The 19388-nt window shown below is 71.8% G+C and carries 19 protein-coding genes; 12 read left to right on the top strand and 7 right to left on the bottom strand.

Translation table 11 applies throughout. The features are described from left to right. Positions 1–16 precede the first annotated feature (16 nt). Positions 17–2962: a cellulose binding domain-containing protein gene (locus Psi01_RS25190; RefSeq protein ID WP_204066573.1), complete on the top strand. Its 2946-nt coding sequence runs from the start codon at positions 17–19 to the stop codon at positions 2960–2962. A 188-nt stretch (positions 2963–3150) separates the two neighbouring features. Next, positions 3151–3687 (top strand): TIGR02611 family protein, encoded by a 537-nt coding sequence (locus Psi01_RS25195; RefSeq protein ID WP_239128009.1) that lies wholly within the window; start codon positions 3151–3153, stop codon positions 3685–3687. Here Psi01_RS25195 and Psi01_RS25200 read toward each other — a convergent pair. Then, positions 3618–4022 carry a hypothetical protein gene (locus Psi01_RS25200; protein ID WP_204066574.1) on the bottom strand — a complete coding sequence of 135 codons (405 nt, stop codon included), beginning with the start codon at positions 4020–4022 and terminating at the stop codon, positions 3618–3620. The two genes, Psi01_RS25195 and Psi01_RS25200, sit on opposite strands and share 70 nt — an antisense overlap. An 89-nt stretch (positions 4023–4111) precedes the next feature. Here Psi01_RS25200 and Psi01_RS25205 point away from each other — a divergent pair, with 89 nt between their 5' ends. The 3 genes from Psi01_RS25205 to Psi01_RS25215 all read left to right on the top strand — a co-directional run bounded on the left by Psi01_RS25205 (position 4112) and on the right by Psi01_RS25215 (position 6092). Further along, positions 4112–4411, top strand: a complete 300-nt coding sequence (locus tag Psi01_RS25205) for a hypothetical protein (protein WP_204066575.1) — start codon at positions 4112–4114, stop codon at positions 4409–4411. Positions 4412–4513: 102 nt separating this feature from the next. After that, positions 4514–5503 carry a WD40 repeat domain-containing protein gene (locus tag Psi01_RS25210; RefSeq protein WP_204066576.1) on the top strand — a complete coding sequence of 330 codons (990 nt, stop codon included), beginning with the start codon at positions 4514–4516 and terminating at the stop codon, positions 5501–5503. Positions 5504–5567: 64 nt separating this feature from the next. Then, the gene (locus Psi01_RS25215; protein WP_204066577.1) at positions 5568–6092 is read left to right on the top strand and encodes a hypothetical protein; all 525 of its coding nucleotides are present in this window, start codon (positions 5568–5570) and stop codon (positions 6090–6092) included. A gap of 20 nt (positions 6093–6112) precedes the next feature. Here the strand turns inward: Psi01_RS25215 and Psi01_RS25220 are convergent, their stop codons facing one another. Beyond that, a complete protein-coding gene (locus tag Psi01_RS25220) occupies positions 6113–6433 on the bottom strand; it encodes a GroES family chaperonin (RefSeq protein WP_203879291.1) in 321 nt (106 codons plus the stop codon). 123 nt (positions 6434–6556) lie between these two features. Between Psi01_RS25220 and Psi01_RS25225 the strand changes: the two genes are divergently transcribed. Both Psi01_RS25225 and Psi01_RS25230 read left to right on the top strand, forming a co-directional pair. Continuing rightward, positions 6557–7135, top strand: a complete 579-nt coding sequence (locus tag Psi01_RS25225) for a DUF1349 domain-containing protein (RefSeq protein ID WP_204066578.1) — start codon at positions 6557–6559, stop codon at positions 7133–7135. A gap of 51 nt (positions 7136–7186) precedes the next feature. Then, positions 7187–8797: a DUF885 domain-containing protein gene (locus tag Psi01_RS25230; protein ID WP_204066579.1), complete on the top strand. Its 1611-nt coding sequence runs from the start codon at positions 7187–7189 to the stop codon at positions 8795–8797. A gap of 109 nt (positions 8798–8906) precedes the next feature. On the opposite strand, the gene Psi01_RS25235 is transcribed toward Psi01_RS25230, so the two are convergent. Next, the gene (locus Psi01_RS25235) at positions 8907–9518 is read right to left on the bottom strand and encodes a CGNR zinc finger domain-containing protein (RefSeq protein ID WP_204066580.1); all 612 of its coding nucleotides are present in this window, start codon (positions 9516–9518) and stop codon (positions 8907–8909) included. Between the two features lie 101 nt (positions 9519–9619). On the opposite strand from Psi01_RS25235, the gene Psi01_RS25240 reads away from it, so the two are divergent. Beyond that, positions 9620–10498, top strand: coding sequence for an SDR family NAD(P)-dependent oxidoreductase (locus tag Psi01_RS25240; protein ID WP_204066581.1), 879 nt, complete (start codon positions 9620–9622; stop codon positions 10496–10498). Positions 10499–10581: 83 nt separating this feature from the next. Here the strand turns inward: Psi01_RS25240 and Psi01_RS25245 are convergent, their stop codons facing one another. Continuing rightward, positions 10582–10932: a rhodanese-like domain-containing protein gene (locus Psi01_RS25245; protein WP_204066582.1), complete on the bottom strand. Its 351-nt coding sequence runs from the start codon at positions 10930–10932 to the stop codon at positions 10582–10584. Between the two features lie 102 nt (positions 10933–11034). On the opposite strand from Psi01_RS25245, the gene Psi01_RS25250 reads away from it, so the two are divergent. The 3 genes from Psi01_RS25250 (at position 11035) to Psi01_RS25260 (ending at position 14943) form a co-directional block, all read left to right on the top strand. After that, on the top strand, positions 11035–11595 hold the full coding sequence (locus tag Psi01_RS25250) for a TetR/AcrR family transcriptional regulator (RefSeq protein WP_204066583.1): 561 nt from the start codon (positions 11035–11037) through the stop codon (positions 11593–11595). Positions 11596–11769: 174 nt separating this feature from the next. Then, positions 11770–14292 carry a penicillin acylase family protein gene (locus Psi01_RS25255; RefSeq protein WP_204066584.1) on the top strand — a complete coding sequence of 841 codons (2523 nt, stop codon included), beginning with the start codon at positions 11770–11772 and terminating at the stop codon, positions 14290–14292. A 60-nt stretch (positions 14293–14352) separates the two neighbouring features. Continuing rightward, positions 14353–14943: a DinB family protein gene (locus tag Psi01_RS25260; RefSeq protein WP_204066585.1), complete on the top strand. Its 591-nt coding sequence runs from the start codon at positions 14353–14355 to the stop codon at positions 14941–14943. 240 nt (positions 14944–15183) lie between these two features. Here the strand turns inward: Psi01_RS25260 and Psi01_RS25265 are convergent, their stop codons facing one another. The 3 genes from Psi01_RS25265 to Psi01_RS25275 all read right to left on the bottom strand — a co-directional run bounded on the left by Psi01_RS25265 (position 15184) and on the right by Psi01_RS25275 (position 18191). After that, entirely contained in the window at positions 15184–15978 is a 795-nt protein-coding gene (locus tag Psi01_RS25265; RefSeq protein WP_204066586.1) for an ABC transporter ATP-binding protein, read from the bottom strand. Next, the gene (locus Psi01_RS25270) at positions 15975–16985 is read right to left on the bottom strand and encodes a FecCD family ABC transporter permease (protein ID WP_204066587.1); all 1011 of its coding nucleotides are present in this window, start codon (positions 16983–16985) and stop codon (positions 15975–15977) included. The genes Psi01_RS25265 and Psi01_RS25270 overlap by 4 nt, the downstream gene beginning before the upstream one ends. A gap of 126 nt (positions 16986–17111) precedes the next feature. Beyond that, entirely contained in the window at positions 17112–18191 is a 1080-nt protein-coding gene (locus tag Psi01_RS25275; protein ID WP_204066588.1) for a FecCD family ABC transporter permease, read from the bottom strand. A gap of 81 nt (positions 18192–18272) precedes the next feature. Here Psi01_RS25275 and Psi01_RS25280 point away from each other — a divergent pair, with 81 nt between their 5' ends. Further along, complete coding sequence (locus tag Psi01_RS25280) at positions 18273–19292, top strand: ABC transporter substrate-binding protein (protein WP_204066589.1); 1020 nt, start codon at positions 18273–18275, stop codon at positions 19290–19292. The last annotated feature ends 96 nt before the right edge of the window (positions 19293–19388 follow it).

Consider the following 19388-nt stretch of genomic DNA (forward strand, 5'->3'; position numbering starts at 1 on the left):
CGAAGGGAAGCCGTACATGCGTAGAAGGCTGTTCAGCCTGCTCGCCGCCGGAACGGTGGCGTGCGCCGCGGCGGGCACGGGCCTCACGGCCCAGGCCGCGGCGGCGGCCGGGAACACCGCCGGATCCGTCACCGCGTCCGCGGCCGCCGAGACGAACGAGTGGAAGAACGTCCGGATCGACGGCGGCGGGTTCGTGCCCGGGATCATCTTCAACCAGACCGAGAAGAACCTCATCTACGCCCGCACCGACATCGGCGGCGCCTACCGGTGGAACCAGGCGGACAGGAGCTGGATCCCGCTGCTCGACTGGGTGGGCTGGGACAAGTGGGGTTACAACGGCGTGGTCAGCCTGGCCACCGACCCGGTGGAGACCGACCGGGTCTACGTCGCCGCCGGGATGTACACCAACGACTGGGACCCCAGCAAGGGCGCGATCCTGCGCTCGGCCGACCGGGGGAAGACCTGGCAGGCCACCGAGCTGCCGTTCAAGCTCGGCGGCAACATGCCCGGCCGGGGGATGGGCGAGCGCCTGGCCGTCGACCCCAACGACAACAAGGTCCTCTACCTCGGTGCGCCCGACGGCAACGGCCTGTGGCGCAGCACCGACAAGGGCGTGACCTGGGCCAAGGTCACGAGCTTCCCCAACCCGGGCAACTACGCCCAGGACCCGAACGACCCCAACGGCTACCTCAGCCACCGGCCCGGCGTGGTCTGGGTGACCTTCGACCCGGCCTCGGCGACCGCGGGGCAGACGACGAAGAAGATCTACGTCGGTGTGGCCGACAAGGAGAACACGGTCTACAGCTCCGCCGACGGCGGCGCCACCTGGTCCCGGGTCCCCGGCCAGCCGACCGGGTACATCGCCCACAAGGGCGTGCTCGACCACAAGAGCGGCACCCTCTACATCGCCACCAGCGACACCGGCGGGCCGTACGACGGGGCCAAGGGCGACGTGTGGAAGCTGAACACCGCCACCGGCGCGTGGACGCAGATCAGCCCGATCCCGTCGAGCTCGGCCGACGACTACTTCGGCTACAGCGGCCTGACGATCGACCGGCAGAACCCGAACACGATCATGGTCGCCACCCAGATCTCCTGGTGGCCGGACGCGGTCTTCTTCCGCTCCACCGACGCCGGCGCCACCTGGACGCGGATCTGGGACTGGGGCTCCTATCCCAACCGGACCAAGCGCTACACGATGGACATCTCCTCCGCACCGTGGCTGACCTTCGGGGCGAACCCGCAGCTGCCGGAGGAGTCGCCCAAGCTCGGCTGGATGAACGAGTCGCTGGAGATCGACCCGTTCGACTCCAACCGGATGATGTACGGCACCGGCGCGACGATCTACGGGACCGAGGAACTGAAGAAGTGGGACACCGGCGGCACCTTCACCATCAAGCCGATGGTCAAGGGCCTGGAGGAGACCGCCGTCCTCGACCTGATCAGCCCGCCGAGCGGCGCGCCGCTGGTCAGCGCCCTGGGTGACATCGGCGGCTTCCGCCACACCGACCTGGCCAAGGTCCCGCCGATGATGTTCACCTCCCCGGTCTTCACCTCCTCCACCAGCCTCGACTACGCCGAGACCAACCCCTCGGTGATGGTCCGCGCGGGCAACTTCACCGACGCCGACCGGCCCAATGACAGCCACGTCGCCTTCTCCACCGACGGCGGCGCGAACTGGTTCCAGGGCAGCGAGCCCGGCGGGATCAACGAGGGCGGCACCGTCGCGGCGGCGGCCGACGGCTCCCGGTTCGTCTGGGCGCCCAAGGGCGTGGCCGTGCACCACTCGGTCGGCTTCGGCAACAGCTGGACCGCCTCCACCGGCATCCCGACCGGCGCCGTGGTCGAGTCCGACCGGGTGAACGCCAGGAAGTTCTACGGCTTCAGCGCCGGGAGGTTCTACGCCAGCGCCGACGGCGGCGCCACCTTCACCGCCACCGCGACCACCGGCCTGCCCGCCCAGGGCAACGTCAAGTTCAAGGCCGTGCCCGGCCACGAGGGCCACATCTGGCTCGCGGGCGAGACCGGCCTGTTCCGCTCCACCGACGGCGGCGCGTCCTTCACCAAGCTCTCCGGGATCACCGCCGCGGTGAACGTCGGCTTCGGCAAGGCCGCGCCGGGCAAGAGCTACCACGCGCTGTACGCGGTCGCCACGATCGGCGGCGTCACCGGCGTGTACCGCTCCGACGACACCGGCGCGACCTGGGTCCGGGTCAACGACGACCAGCACCAGTACGGCAACATGGGCGAGGCCCTGACCGGCGACCCGCGCGTCTACGGCCGCGTCTATCTCGGCACCAACGGCCGGGGCATCGTCTACGCCGACACCGGCGGCGGCACCCCGCCGCCCCCGGACGACACCACCCCGCCGTCCAAGCCGGGCAGGCCCGCCGCCTCGGCGGTCACCTCGACCGGCGCCACGCTGACCTGGACGGCCTCGACCGACAACGAGAGCGTGGCGGGCTACGACGTCTACCGTGAGGCGGGCGCCACCGACGTGAAGGCCGGTTCCCCCACCACCGCCTCGTTCGCCCTGACCGGGCTGTCGGCGGCGACCTCATACACCTACTACGTCGTGGCGCGCGACACGGCGGGCAACACCTCGGCCGCCTCCGACCCGGTGACCTTCACCACGGCCCCCGGCTCCGGCGGAGGCGACGGGTGCGCCGCGACCTACAGGATCGCCAACTCCTGGCCCGGCGGCTTCCAGGGCGAGGTGACGGTGAAGAACACCGGCACCGCGGCCGTCGACGGCTGGACCGTGAAGTGGTCGTTCCCCGACGGCCAGAAGATCACCCAGCTGTGGAGCGGCGTCCACACCCAGACCGGCGCGGACGTCACCGTCAAGAACGCGAGCTGGAACGGCTCGCTGAACGCGGGCGCGTCCACCACGTTCGGCTTCGGCGCGAGCTGGACGGGTGCCAACGGCGTCCCCACCGCCGTCACCTGCGCCGCCGGCTGAGGCCCCCGCGGTTCATCCACGGCCCGGCCGTACGGCGCCCACCGTACGGCCGGGCCCTCGGCGCTGAAAGGAGGATCTCCCGGGAGCCGACCCATCCGGGAGGGTGAACCGGCGTTCGTCCCGCGGGATGAGCGGGCTTCTCCGGGGCCGACCTATCCTGGAACGAAACCGACTGCCCGGGAGCGTTAGTGGCGATCTCAGACGGGGTGCGAGGCACCCAGGACGGCGGCCCGTCGCCGACCGGCGATGACGGGCGTCCCGGCGCGACCGACGACGCCGGGACGCCGCAGGCCGACGACGCCGAGGCGCTGAAGACCGAGGCGGCCGGGCGCTCGCCCATCCGCTCGGGGCTGCACGGCCGGCTGGACGCCATCAGGGCCACCCGCACCGGCCGCCTCACCCTGAAGATCGTCATCGGCGCCATCGGCGGCGTGCTGGTCGTCGCGGGCCTGATCATGGTGCCCTTCCCCGGCCCCGGTTGGGCGGTGGTCTTCGCCGGACTGGCGGTCCTCGCCCTGGAGTTCCACTGGGCCCACCGGCTGCTCGAGTTCGGCAAGAAGACCCTCTCGGCCTGGATCACCTGGCTCGGCCGCCAGAACCTGTTCGTCAAGGCCGGCGTCATCCTCGTGGCCGCCGCCACCGCCACGGCGATCGTCTACTTCGGCGTCAAGCTCAGCTTCGGCCTGGACCTCATCGTCGAGACCCAGAAGCTCCTGCACCTCTGAGGCCTTCCCTCAGCGTAGGCCAGCGTGCCGGCTTTCCTGCGGGCGGCCAGGCGCGGCAGGGACGGCGCCACCGCGCGATGGCGCCAGTCCGGCGCTTTGCGCTTCGGGACGGGGCCGGGCACGGCGAGGAGGATCCAGGTCTCCCGCCTCAGGGCGTAGTCGCACGGCCGGCGCTCCGCCAGCGCCTCGCACAGCACGTCCCTGAGCCGGTCGCCGGAGGCCCCTTCACGGGGATGCCGCCGCTCGAAGACCTCCCGCACCAAGTCCACCGGCCACTCGTCGGGAAGCAGACGCTGCTCCTCGACCAGCGTGTACGGATCGGCCGCGTCGTCCATGAGGCCATGATCGCACCGCCGCCGCAGCCGTTACATGGTGGTGACCCGATCCGTTATGCCGTGTAACGCACGGTAGTAACGCTGGGGGAATGAGTGAGACGGAACGCAAGCGGTCCGCGTCGGGGTGGACACTCACCAGGGAACTGCTCAACGTCGGCGCCATCATCGTGGCGGCCGGGATCGCCCATCTCGTCATGGGCCTGATAGGACACGGGAAATACGGGCCGGTGATGCTCCTGGCGCTGGGCGGGGTGCTCGTCGCCGCGGCGCTGGGACACCGGTTCTACGAGGAGCGCAGGCACCGGCGGGAACAGGTCGTCGAATGCGTCAGGTGCGCGGAGGCCGTACCGCCCGAACTCGTGTCCGGTACGGCGCGCCGCGCGCCGTAGACACAATCGGGGACGCCCTGGGACGTCCGGTGCCGGGCTTGTGCGGCCGACCGATTCGTTATACGTCCGATTCGTGGAAATCTTCCGGTCTAGGCTGCGGCCGTGCCTGTGATCAGTGGAATCCGCCGGTCGCTCCGCGCGGCCGCTGCCGCCGCCACGGTCACGGCCGTGGCCGCCGCACCCCTGCCCGCCGCGGCGCACACCACCGCCCCGGCGCGGACCGCCCCACGCGTCGCCGAGCCGGTGCCGATCAAGCTGCCCGGGACCGGGGTGACCGTGTACGAGGACGTCGCCGACCCGGTGCGGGTCACCTCCTACACCGTGGGCCGCGACGCCTACCTGCGCAGAGGCGCGAGTTTCGTGCGCAGGAGCGGGGACAGCGAGGTCACGGTCGCGCCGAAGGGGGTCAGGGCCCTGGGGGTCGCGGCCGCCTACACCTCCGGGTACGACTCGGTGAACCTCTTCGAGGTCGCCACGGGCAGGGGGGACCGGATCCGGACCGTGCGCAAGCCGCTGGTGGCCAACCTCGCCCGGTGGGCCCGCGACGGGAGCAAGGCGGTCCTGACCGTGCGGCGCAAGACGGGCACCCGCTGGCGGACGACCGGGTTCGTGGTCGTGAACGCGACGGGGCGCTCCGCCCGCGTGGTGACCGTGCGGGACGTGGACGCCTCGGCGGTCTTCCGGTGGAGTCCCACCGGCGCCGAGCTCATGGCGGGGCACGCGGGCGGCGTGCGCTTCTACGCGCCGGACGGCACGGTGCGCAGTACGTCCACCGGGACAGGCACGCCCGCCGGCGGCGAGGACGCCTTCTCGCCCTCGGGACGCAGGGTGTCCACGTGGTGCCCGGCCTCCTACGCCGAGCACGTCTGCGTCTGGAACCGTACCGACGGCCGGCTGGAGACCCGGGTGAACATCCGGCCGGAGAGCCTGTGGGGCTGGTGGGACGACGATCACCTCATCGCCGTCGTCGCCCACGGCGCCGCCCGCCGCGCCGTCCTGGCCGACCTGCGGGGCGGGACCGCCCGGGTGCTGGCCGAGATCCCCGCCGCCGACTGGGGCAGGAGGCTCTATCTGAGCTACACCCGCAAGTGATCCCGCAGGGCGCCGGTAAGCGGAGTGCAAGAGATCCGCAGGCGAGTGGATCTACGGTTCGACCATGCTCGACATGGAGTACTCCAGGACCTTCCGGCCGTTCCTGTTCATCCCCGGCGCCCAGATCGCCTGGCTGTTCATCGGGCTGTTCTTCGTGATCTCGGAGCTCACCGGGAACGAGATCGAGATGAAGAGCGGGTCGGCCATGGCGATGGGGGTCATCTCCTGCGGGCTCGGAGGGATCGCCGTCGTGGCCACCATCGTGCTGGCGGCCGTCTTCCGGGCGAAGGACCGGCGGCGCCGGTTCCTGATCGAGCACGGGCTGCGGGCCCCGGGCGTCGTCACCGAGGTCTCCGCCACCTCTAGCAGGATCAACGGCAGGCGGCTGATGAGGATGCACGTCTCGGTCCCGGAGGTCCCGGGCCTGGCGTTCCGGCAGATCACCTTCAACCCGGTGCCCGCGGGGACCGGGGTGACCGTGGCCTACGACCCGCAGGACCTGTGCGGAGGCGTCGTGACCGACGACCTGCGCGCGCTCGCCAGGGACCGGGCCCGGAAACGCGACTGCCGGTGCGGGTCGGCGGGCTGAACCCCGGGGGACGGCGACCTCTACAGGTACAGCCCGGTGCCGTTGTCGGTCTGCGGGGTGGCGATGGCGTGCAGGTCGCGCTCGCGCATGACGAGGTAGAGCTGGCCGTGGACCTCGACCTCGTACTGGTCCTCGGGGTTGAACAGCACCTTGTCGCCGACCTTCACGGCGCGGGCGTTCCCCCCGACCCCGCAGACCTCGCCCCAGACGAGCCGGTTGGCCATCTTCACGGTCGCCGGGATCACGATGCCCGCGGTGCTGCGCCGTTCCTCGGTGTCCTGCTCGACCTTGACCATGACGCGGTCGTGGAGCATCTGGATCTCGAACTTCGGTTCAGCCACACGTGAAGTTTATGGGACGGAGAGTGCCTTACCGGATGACCGGCCCCCGGCGCGTATGGAAGCGCTCCCAGGCGGTGGCCGCCGGCTCTGGTGGAGAGAGCGCTCTCCTGGAATGATCACGGCATGGGATTCGAGGAGAACCGCTGGATCGACCCGCCGGCCGAGTGGACGGCGGACGGTGAGCTGCGCTTCGTCTGCGACGGCGGCACCGACCTGTGGCGGACCACCCACTACGGCTACGTCCGCGACCGCGCCCCCATGTTCGGCCGGGAGGTGGCCGGCGACGTCCGCCTGACGGTGACCTTCGGCGGCGGCTACAGCGCGCAGTACGACCAGGCGGGCGCCGTCCTCCGCGCCGACGGGGAGAACTGGATCAAGGCCGGGGCCGAGTTCGTCGACGGCGGGTTCCAGATCAGCGCGGTGGTCACCCGCGGAGCCTCCGACTGGTCGGTGGTCACCCTGCCCGAGCCCGCCGAGCTGGTCACCATCGAGCTCACCCGTTCCGGCGACGCCGTGGTCGTCCGGTACGGCCTCGACGGCGCGGAACCGGCGACGATGCTCCGCCTGGCCTACTTCCCGCCCTCGGTGCCCGCCTTCGCCGGCGCGATGGCCGCGGCTCCGGACGGCAAGGGCTTCGAGGTGCGCTTCACCCGCATCGACATCGAGGAAGGCGAGATCGCCCCGGAGGGAATGGGACTCTGACGGGCCGGGCGGGGGAGGGCTTCCGTCGGTGGCGGCGAGTAGGCTCCGCCTATGACGGATCTCTCCTCTGACCTGGTCGACGACTTCGTCGACTGGTACCTGAACGCGAATCCCATCTACGCCTCCCTCGCCGGCGCCCCCGGCTACGACCGCACCCTCGGGGACTTCACCGAGGCGGGCATCCTCGCCCGCGAGGGGGAGTCGCGGAGGTGGCTGGAGCGGCTCCAGGCGGTCAAGGGCGGAGAGTTCCAGGACGAGGTCGACCGCGAGCTGATCACCTCCACGCTGCGCGGCTCGCTCGCCTACGAGGCCTGGCCCGTGTGGCGGCGCGACCCCTCCTTCTACGTGGGCCCGGTCTTCTCCTCCTTCTTCAGCCCCTTCCTGAACCGGCTGGCTCCGGAGGAGGAACTGGTGGAGGCCGCGGTGGCCCGGCTGGCCGAGGTGCCGGCCGTGCTGGCCGCCTGCCGGGCCAACCTCGACTCCGGCCTGGCCGCCGATCTGCTGGTCGAGCGGGGTCTGGGCCAGGCGCGGACGGGCCGGCGCTTTCTCACCGAGACCGTTCCCGGCCTGGTCGCCGACGAGCGGCTGCGCGCCCGGCTGGCCGAGGCGGCCGAGCCCGCGGCGGCGGCCTTCGACGAGCTGGTGGGGTTCCTCGACGGGTTCGAGGCCGCCGGCACCTGGCGGATGGGCGAGGAGCTCTACTCCACGCTGCTGCGCGAGCGGGAGATGCTCGGCTACGGAGCGGCCGAGCTGCGTGAGCGCGGCCTGGCCGCCTACGACGAGCTCGACGCCGAGATGCGCGAGGTCGCCCGGCGGCTGCCCGGCGGCTCCGACGACTGGCACGCGGCGATCGCCGCCCTGCAGGACGACCACGCGCCGACCCTGGAGGACATGCGGGCCGAATACGAGGCCGAGACCGAGCGGGCCCGCAGGTTCGTCCGCGAGCGGGACCTGGTGACCTTCGCCGAGGGCGAGGAGTGCCGGGTGGTGCCCTCGCCGGAGTTCCAGCGGCCGATCCTGTCGGTGGCCTCCTACCTGTCGCCGCCGCCGCTGTCGACCTCCCGCACCGGGCACTTCTTCGTGCCGTTCACCCCCGACTCCTTCACCGACGAGCAGGTGCGCCAGCGGCTGCGCACCAACGCCCGCGCGCAGATGCCCTCGATCGCGGTGCACGAGGCCTACCCCGGCCACCACTGGCACCTGTCGTGGGTGGCCGACAGCACGCGCCGGGCGCGCAAGCTCTTCCGCACGCCGTACTTCACCGAGGGCTGGGCCCTGTACGTCGAGAAGGTCATGCGCGAGGAGGGTTACTTCGCCACCCCCGCGCAGGAGCTCGCCCACCTGGAGTTCCGCATCTTCCGCGCGGCCCGCATCATCGTGGACACCTCGCTGCACTGCGGTGACATGAGCATCGAGGAGGCCGAGGAGTTCATGACCACCAAGTCCTCGCTCACGCCCGGCACCGCCAAGGGCGAGGTCAACCGCTACTGCGCCTGGCCCACCCAGGCCCCGTCCTACCTAACCGGCGCGCTGGAGATCGACCGCATCCGCGACGACTACATGGCCGCCGGCCGGGGCGACCTGCGCGCCTTCCACGACGCCTTGGCGGGTTCCGGCGGCCTGCCGCTGGGCCTGGCCCGCAGGGTGGCGCTGGAGGGCTGAGGCCGCACCGGAAAGCCGGGGCTACCCCGACAGGTTCGGGGCCGCCCCGGTTGAACGCGTCCTTCGTGCGACGCGTCCTGAGGCGGGGGCCGCATCGCCGGTCGGCCGCCTATCCGATCGATGTGTCCGGTGCGTCCTCGGTTCCCCCGGCTCGGCGGCTGCGGTAGGAGCGCATCGCGACCTGCGCTCCGCAGCGCCTCGGACTGCAGTAAGCCGCCGAGCAGTTCCGGGTGCGGTCGTAGAAACCCAGATGGCAGGGCGGGTTCCGGCAGGCCTTCACCCGCGTCCATGTGCCTTTCCCGGCGAGGTCGGCCACGGCCGCCAGCAGGGCGCCGAACGCGCCGGCCACACCCGCCTGGGCCGGGAGGAGCCGCACGTCGTCCGCGGTGATGACGGGCGACAGCGTGTACATCGCACCGCTTCTCCGCAGGTGGGTCTCGGCCGTCTCAAGCGTCGCGCCGTCGCCGTCCGGCTCTCCGGCGTGCGCGAGCAGCACTGTGACCAGAGCCTGCCTCAGTTCCCGGGCGGCTGCGGCGTCCGCCTCGGTGACCAGGGTCTCCGCGTGGACCAGCCCGCTCTCACGCAGCCACAGGCCGGTCGCCGATGCGTCGGCCAGCCGCTCCGCGCTTCCGCCGATCGCGCGCGTGTTGACGAAGCCGAGCACGAGATCCGCCGCCTCCGGCGGGCTGAGCGGGCTGTGCTGTCCCTGATCGCTGACCACGCCCGTCATGATAGCCGGGCATGGGGCAAACGGATTTAGCAAATAACTAATCTCAAGGTTCCTGCTTGCTCGTTATGTTCTAAAGCTGTACGTTCATAACCATGTCGATCAACGCACAGACCAGCAAGACCATCCCCGCGGCCCCCGGCCGTTCCTGGTTCGTCACCGGGGCCTCCTCGGGGATCGGCCGCGAACTGACGCTCGCCGCCCTCGGGCGGGGTGACCGCGTCGCCGCCGCGGCGCGGCGCACCGACGGCATCACGGATCTCGCCGGGCGCTTCCCCGGCAGGTTCCTCGCCCTGGAGCTCGACGTGCGGGACGAGGAGGCGGTGCGCGGTGGCGTCGATCGGGCGGTCGCCGAGTTCGGCCGCCTCGACGTGGTGGCGAACAACGCGGGATACGGGCTCTTCGGGGCCGTGGAGGAGGTGAGCGACGCGCAGGCCAGGGCCGTCTTCGACACCAATGTCTTCGGCGCCCTGAATGTTTTGCGCGCCGTCCTGCCGGCCCTGCGGGCACAGCGTTCGGGTCACGTCCTTCAGGGTTCCTCGGTCTACGGGCAGACGGCCCATCCGGGGGTGGGGCTGCTGTCCGCGACCAAGTACGCGCTGGAGGGTCTGTCGGACGCCCTGGTCGCCGAGCTGGCACCGCTCGGCGTCAAGGTGACGCTGGTCGAGCCGGGTTACACGGCCACCTCGTTCCTGTCGAACCTCGCCTTCGCCGAACCGGTGGCCGACTACGACGTGACGGTGCGGGCCGTGCAGGGCTCTCTGGGTGATCTGCCGTCGGAGGCGTTCATCGATCCGGCCGCGGTGGCGCGGGCCGTGCTGGAGGTCGTGGACGCCGAGCGTCCTCCCCTCCGCCTGACGCTGGGCGGTCAGGCGGAGGGCGATGTGCGGGCCTCCCTCGTCGCGCGGCTGCGCGACCTCGACGAGTGGGGGACGGTGACCCGCGGGGTCGACCGCGCGCCGGTCGCTTCCTGACCTCCGGCCCCGTGGGCCGGCCCGCTTCGGGTCCGGCCCGCGGGGGGCGGCGCGGGAGGGCCGGGACTGCTCGGGGACCGGGCTCAGCGGCCGGAGGCGAGGGCCTGCTCGCCGGTCTCGACGGGCAGGCCCGCCTCGACCCAGTCCTGGATGCCCTCGCGGTACTTGCGCACGCGGGTGTAGCCGAGGGCGGCCAGACGCCGGGCCACCGCTTCGCTGTTGCCGCAGGCGGCGTTGGAGCAGTAGGTCACGATCGCGGCGTCCTTGTCCGGGAGCAGCCCGGCCGCGCGGGTCCCGACCTCGCTTTCGACCAGGGGGATCGCGCCGGGCAGGTGCTGCTGGGCGTAGTAGCCGCCGCCGAGGGTGTCCACGACGACGACGGTGCCCGCCTCGATCGCGGCCTTCAGCTCGTCGCGGCCGATCAGTGCGGTCATGCTGGCCTCCTGAAGATAAATGGACTATAGTCCGTTTATGTGAGTGATTCGGAAGTTAGCGGACCGCGGTCCGGTCCGTCAAGTGAGCCGCTGCGGATACTGATGGGCGAGCCGCCCAGGGAGCGGGCCGACGCCGCGCGCAACCGGTTGAAGGTGCTGGCCGCCGCGGCGAAGCTGTTCCGCGAGAAGGGTGTGGACGGCGTCTCGATGGACGCCGTCGCCGCGGAGGCGGGGGTGGGCAAGGGCACGCTGTTCCGCCGCTTCGGCGACAAGTCGGGCCTGGCCGTCGCCCTGCTCGACGAGCGCGAGCGCGAGCTGCAGGCGGGGATCCTGTCCGGGCCGCCCCCGCTCGGCCCGGGGGCCCCGGCCGCCGAGCGGCTGGCGGCGTTCACGGACGCCTATCTCGACTATGTGCTGGGCCATCTCGACCTGGTCAGGATGTCGGAGACCGCCAGCCCGGGGGCCCGCTACCGGATCGGCGCCTACCGGTTCTGGCGTCGGCACGTGGCGATCCTGCTGGCCGAGCTGCGCCCGGGATGCGACGCCGATCCGCTCGCGCACGCCGTACTCGCCTCGCTGGCGGCCGAGCAGGTGACGGCGCTGGTCGCCGAGTACGGCGAGGAGCGGGCGAGGAAGGCGGTCCACTCCCTGGTGCCGGGCTGAGCGGATCCTGTGAGGAGCCGGGGGCTGAGCGGGCCGGCGGGAGGGGGAGGCTGGGCGGGCCGGCGGGAGACGGGTGCGCGGTCGAGTCCGAAAAGCTACCAGTAGGTAACCCAAGTCACAGGGTCTTCATCCCATACTTACTCTTGCGTAACTTTGCGATGAAAGGTCCTCCCTGTGCGGATTGCTCCATTTGCCCGCCTCTCGCGGCCGGTCCGGTGGCTCGCCCGGATCCTGTCCGTCCTGCTCATCCTGGCGATCGTCCTCGCCGGGACCGTGACCTGGACGGTCCGGCGCTCCTTCCCCCAGCTGGCGGGCGAGGTGAGACTCCCCGGCCTGGCCGCCGCCGTCACCGTCCACCGCGACGCGCAGGGCATCCCGCACATCTACGCCGACACCGCGGCCGACCTGCTCAAGGCCCAGGGCTACGTGCACGCCCAGGACCGCTTCTGGGAGATGGACTTCCGCCGCAAGACCACCGCGGGCCGCCTGTCGGAGGTCTTCGGCGCCTCGACCCTCGACGTCGACAAGGTCGTGCGCACCCTCGGCTGGCGGCGCACCGCCGAGGCCGAGATCCCGCTGCTCAAGCAGGAGACCCGGCAGGCCCTGGAGGACTACGCGGCCGGGGTCAACGCCTGGATGGCCCAGCACGACGGGTTCGCCGAGAAGAGCCTGGAGTACGGCGTGCTCAAGCTGACCAACTCCGCCTACGAGCCCGAGCCGTGGACTCCGGCCGACTCCCTGGCCTGGCTCAAGGCCATGGCCTGGGACCTGCGCTCCAACATGGAGTCCGAGATCGACCGCTCGCTGGTGGCCGCGAAGCTCCCCGCCGAGCGGGCCGGGCAGCTCTACCCGGGCTACCCCTTCGACCGGCACCAGCCCATCGTGACCGGGACCGGGGACGGCCCCGCCGAGGAGCCCAGGGGCGGTGCCCCGGTCGGCGCCGCGGACGCGCTGAGCCAGGCCGCCGCGCTGGTGGACGCCGCGCCCGCCCTCCTGGGGACCGCGGGCGGCGACCTCGCCGGGATCGGCTCCAACTCCTGGGTGGTCGGCGGCGCGCACACCGACACCGGCAAGCCGCTGCTGGCCAACGACCCGCACCTGGGGCCCCGGATCCCGTCGATCTGGTACCAGGCCGGGCTGCACTGCCGTACCAAGGGCGCGGCCTGCCCCTACGACGTGACCGGCTACACCTTCGCGGGCCTGCCCGGCGTGGTGATCGGCCACAACGACAAGATCGCCTGGGGCTTCACCAACCTCGGCCCCGACGTCAGCGACCTGTACCTGGAGCGCGTCAAGGGCGACACCGTCGAGGTCGCGGGCCGGTGGCAGCCGATGCAGGTGCGCACCGAGCAGATCAAGGTGGCCGGGGGCGAGCCGGTCGAGCTGAAGGTCCGCAGCACCGGGCACGGGCCGATCATCTCCGGCGTGTTCGGCGACGCACGCGACTCCGTGGCCGGGGCCGCCGCCCGCCTGGGCGAGAAGAGCGAGGGGCTGGAGGTGGCCCTGCGCTGGACCGCACTCGACCCCGGCCGCACCGCCGACGCCATCCTGCTGATGAACCGCGCCGAGAACTTCGAGCAGTTCCGCGAGGGCGCGGCCTCCTTCGAGGCCCCGTCGCAGAACCTCATCTACGCCGACGTCGAGGGCAACATCGGCTACCAGGCCCCCGGCAAGATCCCGGTCCGGTCCGAGGGCGACGGCACCATGCCCGTGCCCGGCTGGGACGGCAAGCACGAGTGGACCGGCTTCGTCCCGTTCGAGAAGCTGCCGCACGTCTACAACCCGCCCGAGGGTTACATCGTCACCGCCAACAACGCGGTCATGCGCCCCAGCGAGGAGCTGTTCCTGACCTCCGACTGGTCGCACGGCTACCGTTCCCAGCGGATCGTGGAGCGGATCAAGCAGGCGATCGCCAGGGGCAAGCTGAGCGTGCGGTCCATGGGCGAGATGCAGATGGACGACCACAACGGCCTGGCCCCGGTCCTGGTGCCGCACCTGCTGCGGGTCGGCGCCCCCAACGACACGCTCAAGGGCTGGGACTTCGGCCAGGGCCGGGAGTCGGCCGGGGCCGCCTACTTCAACGCCGTCTGGCTGAACCTGCTGGAGCGGGTCTTCGAGGACGAGCTGTCCGGCGCCGTCGCCCCCGGCGGCAACGACCGCTGGTACGAGGTGGTCCGCCTGCTGCTGGACAAGCCGGAGGACCCCTTCTGGGACGACGTCCGTACGGCGGGCACGACCGAGCGCCGCGACGACATGCTCAAGGCCGCCATGACCGACGCCGACGCGGAACTGCGCGAACGGCTGGGCGACGACCCGGCGCAGTGGGCCTGGGGCGACCTGCACACCCTGGACCTCACCCACGAGACCTTCGGCACCAGCGGCATCGCCCCGATCGAGTGGCTGTTCAACCGGGGGCCGCTGCGCACCGGCGGCGGCAAGGACACCGTCAACGCCACCGGCTGGGACGCCACCCAGGGCTACCAGGTCAACTGGGTGCCGTCGATGCGCATGGTCGTGGACCTGGCCGGCCCGGACCGTTCGGAGTGGATCAACCTGACCGGCGCCTCCGGCCACGCCTTCCACGCCAACTACGACGACCAGGCCGGGCCGTGGGCGGACGGGCGCTTCACCCCGATGCTCTCCACCGAGCAGGCCGTACGGCAGGCCACCGAGAACACCCTCACCCTCACCCCGTAGCCCCTCACCCCGCAGTCTCCCGGCCGCCGATTGTCGGTGCCGGGTGGAAGGATGATCGGCATGACCGCATGGGAGCCGAAAGCCGATCTCCACCGCTATCTGAAGGCCGTCCGAGAAGCCCTGCTGTGGAAGCTCGACGGCCTCTCGGAATACGACGTCCGGCGCCCGCTGACCGCCACCGGGACCAACCTGCTGGGGCTGGTCAAGCATCTGTCGGGCGTCGAGGCGGGATACTTCGGCGACACCTTCGGGCGGCCGTTCCCCGAGCCGATGCCCTGGTTCGCCGAGGACGCCGAGAAGAACGCGGACATGTGGGCGACCGCCGAGGAGTCACGCGAGCAGATCGTCGGGCTGTACCGCCGGGTGTGGGCGCACTCCGACACGACGATCGAGGAGCTGCCGCTGGAGACGGTCGGCCGGGTGCCGTGGTGGCCGGCCGACCGGAGCGAGACGACGCTGCACCGCATCCTGGTGCACATGATCGCCGAGACCAACCGGCACGCCGGGCACGCCGACATCGTCAGGGAGCTCATCGACGGAGCCGCCGGGCTGCGCCGGGAAAACGACAACCTGCCCTCCGACGACCGGGCGTGGTGGGCGGACTACCGCGACCGCCTGGAGAAGGCGGCCCGGGAGGCCGATCGGGGCTGAGCCGGAGAGCGGCGGTGCCGGCCACGGGCGGTCCTGGGGGCGGGGTCACGGTTCGGCGGTGCCGTACGCGTGCGGACCGCGGGTCCGGGTGATCCCGGGGCCGGGGTTCGGCGGTGCCGGCCACGCGCGGAGCGCAGGGCACGGCGTCGGCCGGGCCTGTGGATCACGGGGCGTGCCCCCCCGCCTGGCCCGCGGGCACGGGACGTGGCCCCGGCCTGACCTGCGGATATGGTGCGCGGGTCAGGCCGGGGTGCGGGTGCGGCGGCGGGACTCGGGGATGATCATGGGGGTGCCGCTCTGCGGGTCCTGGATGATCTCGCAGCGCAGGTCGAAGACCTCCTGCACCAGCTCGGCGGTGACGATCTCCACCGGGTCGCCCTCGGCCACGATCCGGCCCTCGCGCATCACGATCAGGTGGGTGGCGTAGCGGCAGGCCTGGTTGAGGTCGTGCAGCACAGCCACCAGCGTCCGGCCCTGCTCGTGCAGGTCGGCGCACAGGTCGAGGACCTCGATCTGGTGGGCGATGTCGAGGAAGGTCGTCGGCTCGTCCAGCAGCAGGATCGAGGTCTCCTGGGCCAGCGCCATGGCCAGCCAGACGCGCTGGCGCTGGCCGCCGGACAGCTCGTCGACGCAGCGCTCGGCCAGGTCGGTGACGCCGGTCGCCTCCATCGCGAAGGCCACCGCGGCCTCGTCCTGCTTCGACCACTGGCGCATCAGCCGCTGGTGCGGATAGCGGCCCCGGCCGACCAGGTCGGCGACGGTGATGCCGTCGGGCACGATCGAGGTCTGCGGGAGCAGGCCGAGGCGGCGTGCGACCTCCTTGGACGGCAGCGAGGTGATCACGGAGCCGTCGAGGTGGACCGCTCCGGCGCGCGGCTTGAGCATGCGGGCCAGCGCGCGCAGCGTGGTGGACTTGCCGCACGCGTTCGGCCCGATGATCACGGTGAACGAGCCGTCCGGGATCGTCACGTCCAGCTCGGTCGCGACCACCCGCTGGTCGTAGGAGAGCGTCAGGCCGCTGCCGTACAGTCTCAACGTCGTTCCTTCCGGAGCATGAACACCAGGTACGTGCCGCCCAGCGCGGCGGTCATGATTCCCACGGGAAGCTGGACCGGCGCGAACACGCGCTGCGCGGCCAGGTCTGCCGTCACCAGCAGGACCGCGCCCATCAGGGCGGAGGCGGCCATGGTGACGCCGGGAGAGCGGGAGAGCCTCCGGGCGAGCTGGGGGGCGGCCAGCGCGACGAAGATGACCGGACCGGCGGCCGCCGTGGCGACGCCGCACAGCAGCACGCCCACGATGATGGCCACCGCGCGCACCTTCTCGACCCCGATGCCGGCGGCCTTGGCCGCGTCGTCGCCCATCTCCATCATCCGCAGCGGCCGGGAGACCAGCGCGCAGACCGGAAGGAGCGCCACCAGCGCGCAGGCCACCGGGATCGCGTGCTCCCAGCCGCGCCCGCTCAGGCTGCCGGTGATCCAGGTCCCCGCGGAGGCGGCGTCGTGGATGTTGGCCCGGGTCAGCAGGTACCAGTCGACGGAGACCAGCACCGCGCCGACGCCGATGCCGACGAGGATCAGCCGGTAGCTCTGCACGCCGTTGCGGAAGGCGAGCGCGTAGACCAGCACCGCGCTCGCCACGCAGCCCAGCAGCGAGCCTCCCGCGATCTGCCAGGCGGAGCCGCCCATGACGACCGCGATGATGCCGCCGGTCGAGGCGCCCGCGGTGAAGCCGAGGAAGTCGGGGCTGCCGAGCGGGTTGCGGGTCAGGCTCTGCAGGATCGCTCCGCTCAGCCCGAACGCGGCCCCCACCAGCAGGCCCGTCACGACCCGGGGGGCGCGCAGCTTGCCGACGATGAGCTCGGCGGCCGGGGTGCCCCGGCCGAACACCGAGGCCACGATGTCGGGGATGGGGACGGTGAACTCCCCGGTGGACAGGGCGACCAGGCTGACCGCGACGCCCACGACGATCATCCCGGCCGCGGTGGCGACCCCGCGCGGGGACAGCCGCAGGGACCACATGCCCAGACGGAGGACGGTCATGGGGTCAGGCTCCTTGTCGGGGGCGGTGCGGCAGCGGAGGACGGGCGGTCGCAGTGCCGCGGGCGGTCGCGGTACGGCGGGCGGCGCGGCGGGCGGTCGCAGTGCGGGTGATCACAGTGCGGGTGATCACAGCGCGGCGAGCCTTCTGCGGCGGGCCAGCAGGATGAACAGCGGGGCGCCGATGACGGAGCACATGATGCCGACCTGCACCTCCCCGGGGGCGGCGATCACCCGTCCGGCGATGTCGGAGGCGAGCAGCACGACGGGGGAGAGCACGACGGTGTACGGCAGCAGCCAGCGCTGGTCCGGGCCGGTGAAGCTGCGCACCGCGTGCGGCACGGCCAGGCCCACGAACCAGAGCGGCCCGGCGGCGGCGGTGGCGGACCCGCACAGCAGGGTGACGGCGACCGCGGTCAGTCCCCGGGTGCGGCCCACGCTCGCACCCAGGGCGCGTCCCGCGTCGTCGCCGAGGGCCAGCGCGTTGAGCGGCCCGGCCATCATCAGGCCGAGCACCAGCCCCGCGACCAGGAACGGCGCGAGCCGTACGGCGATCTCCGGAGTCGGACCGGCCAGCGAGCCGGTCAGCCAGAACCGCATGCGGTCGAAGGTGGCGGTGTCCAGGCGCAGGATCGCCGAGGAGGCGGCGTGGAAGACCATGCCCAGGGCGACGCCGGCCAGCGCCAGCCGTACGGGACTCGCACCCGACCGTCCCGCTGAGCCCAGCGCGTAGACCAGCACGGCCGACAGCGCCGCCCCGGCGAAGGCGAACCAGACGTAGATCGCCGGGTCGGAGACGTCCAGCAGGCCGAGGGCGACGGTCACGCCGAGCGCGGCGCCGTAGTTGACGCCGAGCAGGCCCGGGTCGGCCAGCGGGTTGCGGGTCAGGCTCTGCATGAGCGCACCGGCCAGGCCGAGCGCCGCGCCCACCCCGAGGCCGAGCAGGGTGCGCGGCACGCGCAGCTCGCGGATCACGGTGTGGTCGGTGGATCCGTCGGGCGCGGTCAGCGCGTCCAGCACGGTGGAGAGGGGAACCGAGCGGGAGCCCACCGCGATGCTGACGAGCACCAGCAGCACCAGCACGCCCACCCCGGCCAGCAGTCCCGCGGTCAGGGCGACCGTGCGTCCCGTGCGTCGCGGCGGCGCTTTCTCGGGCCCCGGTTCCGGCCCCTGCTCAGGCGCCGTCTCGACCACACCGGCGGGTTTCACCCGACCCCCTTTCCTCTCTCTGGTTAGGTAAGGCTAATCTAAAGCTCAAACGATTAGGTAAGCCTATCCTTGGAGAAGGAAATGTCGCTACCCGCCCTGTCCCGGCGAGGGTTCCTGGCCGCCGGTCTCGGTGCCACCCTGCTCACTCTCACCGCGTGCGGACAGGGTGAGCAGACGGCCGCCCCCGCGGGCACCGCGTCCTCCTCCGCGCCGGCTGCCGGTCCGTGGAGCTTCACCGACGACCGCGGCAAGAAGCTCGAGCTGCCCAAGCGTCCCGAGCGGATCGTGGCGCAGATCGGCGCCGCCGCCGTGCTGTGGGACTTCGGCGTCCGGCCGATCGCGGTCTTCGGCCCGCACAAGCTGCAGGACGGTTCCAAGGACCCCCAGATCGGCGCCGTCGACCTCAGCCAGGTCCAGACGCTCGGCAACGTCTGGGACGAGTTCAACGTCGAGAAGTACATCTCGCTCCAGCCCGAGCTGCTGGTCAGCGGCATGTACAACGGCAACACCCTCTGGTACGTCCCGGAGAAGTCCACCGCCACCATCGAGCAGGTCGCCCCCACCCTCGGCGTCAAGCTGTACGGCCGGACGATCCCCGAGCTGATCGCCAAGTACGGCGAGGTGGCCGCGTCGCTGGGCGCCGACCTGAACGCCCCCGCGGTGACCGAGGCGAAGGCCAAGTTCGAGGCGGCCTCCAAGGCGCTGGTCACCCCCGAGGCCAAGCAGCTGAAGATCCTGGTCATGGCCGGCGGTCCGGAGTCGCTGTGGGTCGCCCACTTCAAGGACCACATCGACGTGGGCTACATGAAGGAGCTGGGCCTGGACGTCGTCGTGCCGGAAAAGGTCGACGAGGCCGGCTACTGGGAGACCCTGAGCTGGGAGAACGCCGACAAGTACGAGGCCGACGTGATCCTCGCCGACGCCCGCGCGCAGTCGATGAAGGTCGAGGAGATGAAGAAGAAGCCGACCTTCGCCAAGCTCCCCGCGGTCAAGGCCGGCCAGGTCTACCCCTGGCGGGCCGAGCAGCGCTACAGCTACCAGGGCTACGTCGAGATGCTGGAGGAGCTCTCGGCCAACCTCGCCAAGGCGAAGAAGCTGTAACGGCGAAGCTGTAACGGCGTCGGCCGCCCCTCGCCGTACGGCGGCGCCGGGAGGGCACGCGAGGCCTCTCGCCGTACCGGCGCCGTAGAAGACCCG

This window comes from Paraplanobispora siamensis (genome assembly GCF_016863175.1).
GTDB lineage: Bacteria > Actinomycetota > Actinomycetes > Streptosporangiales > Streptosporangiaceae > Planobispora > Planobispora siamensis.

Excerpts from the sequence above, each read along its gene's own strand:
- Psi01_RS25250 (WP_204066583.1), top strand. The coding sequence starts at position 11,035 with ATGGGCGAGCCGCCCAGGGAGCGGGCCGACGCCGCGCGCAACCGGTTG.
- Psi01_RS25205 (WP_204066575.1), top strand. The coding sequence starts at position 4,112 with ATGAGTGAGACGGAACGCAAGCGGTCCGCGTCGGGGTGGACACTCACC.
- Psi01_RS25280 (WP_204066589.1), top strand. The coding sequence starts at position 18,273 with ATGTCGCTACCCGCCCTGTCCCGGCGAGGGTTCCTGGCCGCCGGTCTC.
- Psi01_RS25260 (WP_204066585.1), top strand. The coding sequence starts at position 14,353 with ATGACCGCATGGGAGCCGAAAGCCGATCTCCACCGCTATCTGAAGGCC.
- Psi01_RS25200 (WP_204066574.1), bottom strand. The coding sequence starts at position 4,022 with ATGGACGACGCGGCCGATCCGTACACGCTGGTCGAGGAGCAGCGTCTG.
- Psi01_RS25240 (WP_204066581.1), top strand. The coding sequence starts at position 9,620 with ATGTCGATCAACGCACAGACCAGCAAGACCATCCCCGCGGCCCCCGGC.
- Psi01_RS25190 (WP_204066573.1), top strand. The coding sequence starts at position 17 with ATGCGTAGAAGGCTGTTCAGCCTGCTCGCCGCCGGAACGGTGGCGTGC.
- Psi01_RS25215 (WP_204066577.1), top strand. The coding sequence starts at position 5,568 with ATGCTCGACATGGAGTACTCCAGGACCTTCCGGCCGTTCCTGTTCATC.
- Psi01_RS25230 (WP_204066579.1), top strand. The coding sequence starts at position 7,187 with ATGACGGATCTCTCCTCTGACCTGGTCGACGACTTCGTCGACTGGTAC.
- Psi01_RS25225 (WP_204066578.1), top strand. The coding sequence starts at position 6,557 with ATGGGATTCGAGGAGAACCGCTGGATCGACCCGCCGGCCGAGTGGACG.
- Psi01_RS25245 (WP_204066582.1), bottom strand. The coding sequence starts at position 10,932 with ATGACCGCACTGATCGGCCGCGACGAGCTGAAGGCCGCGATCGAGGCG.
- Psi01_RS25270 (WP_204066587.1), bottom strand. The coding sequence starts at position 16,985 with ATGACCGTCCTCCGTCTGGGCATGTGGTCCCTGCGGCTGTCCCCGCGC.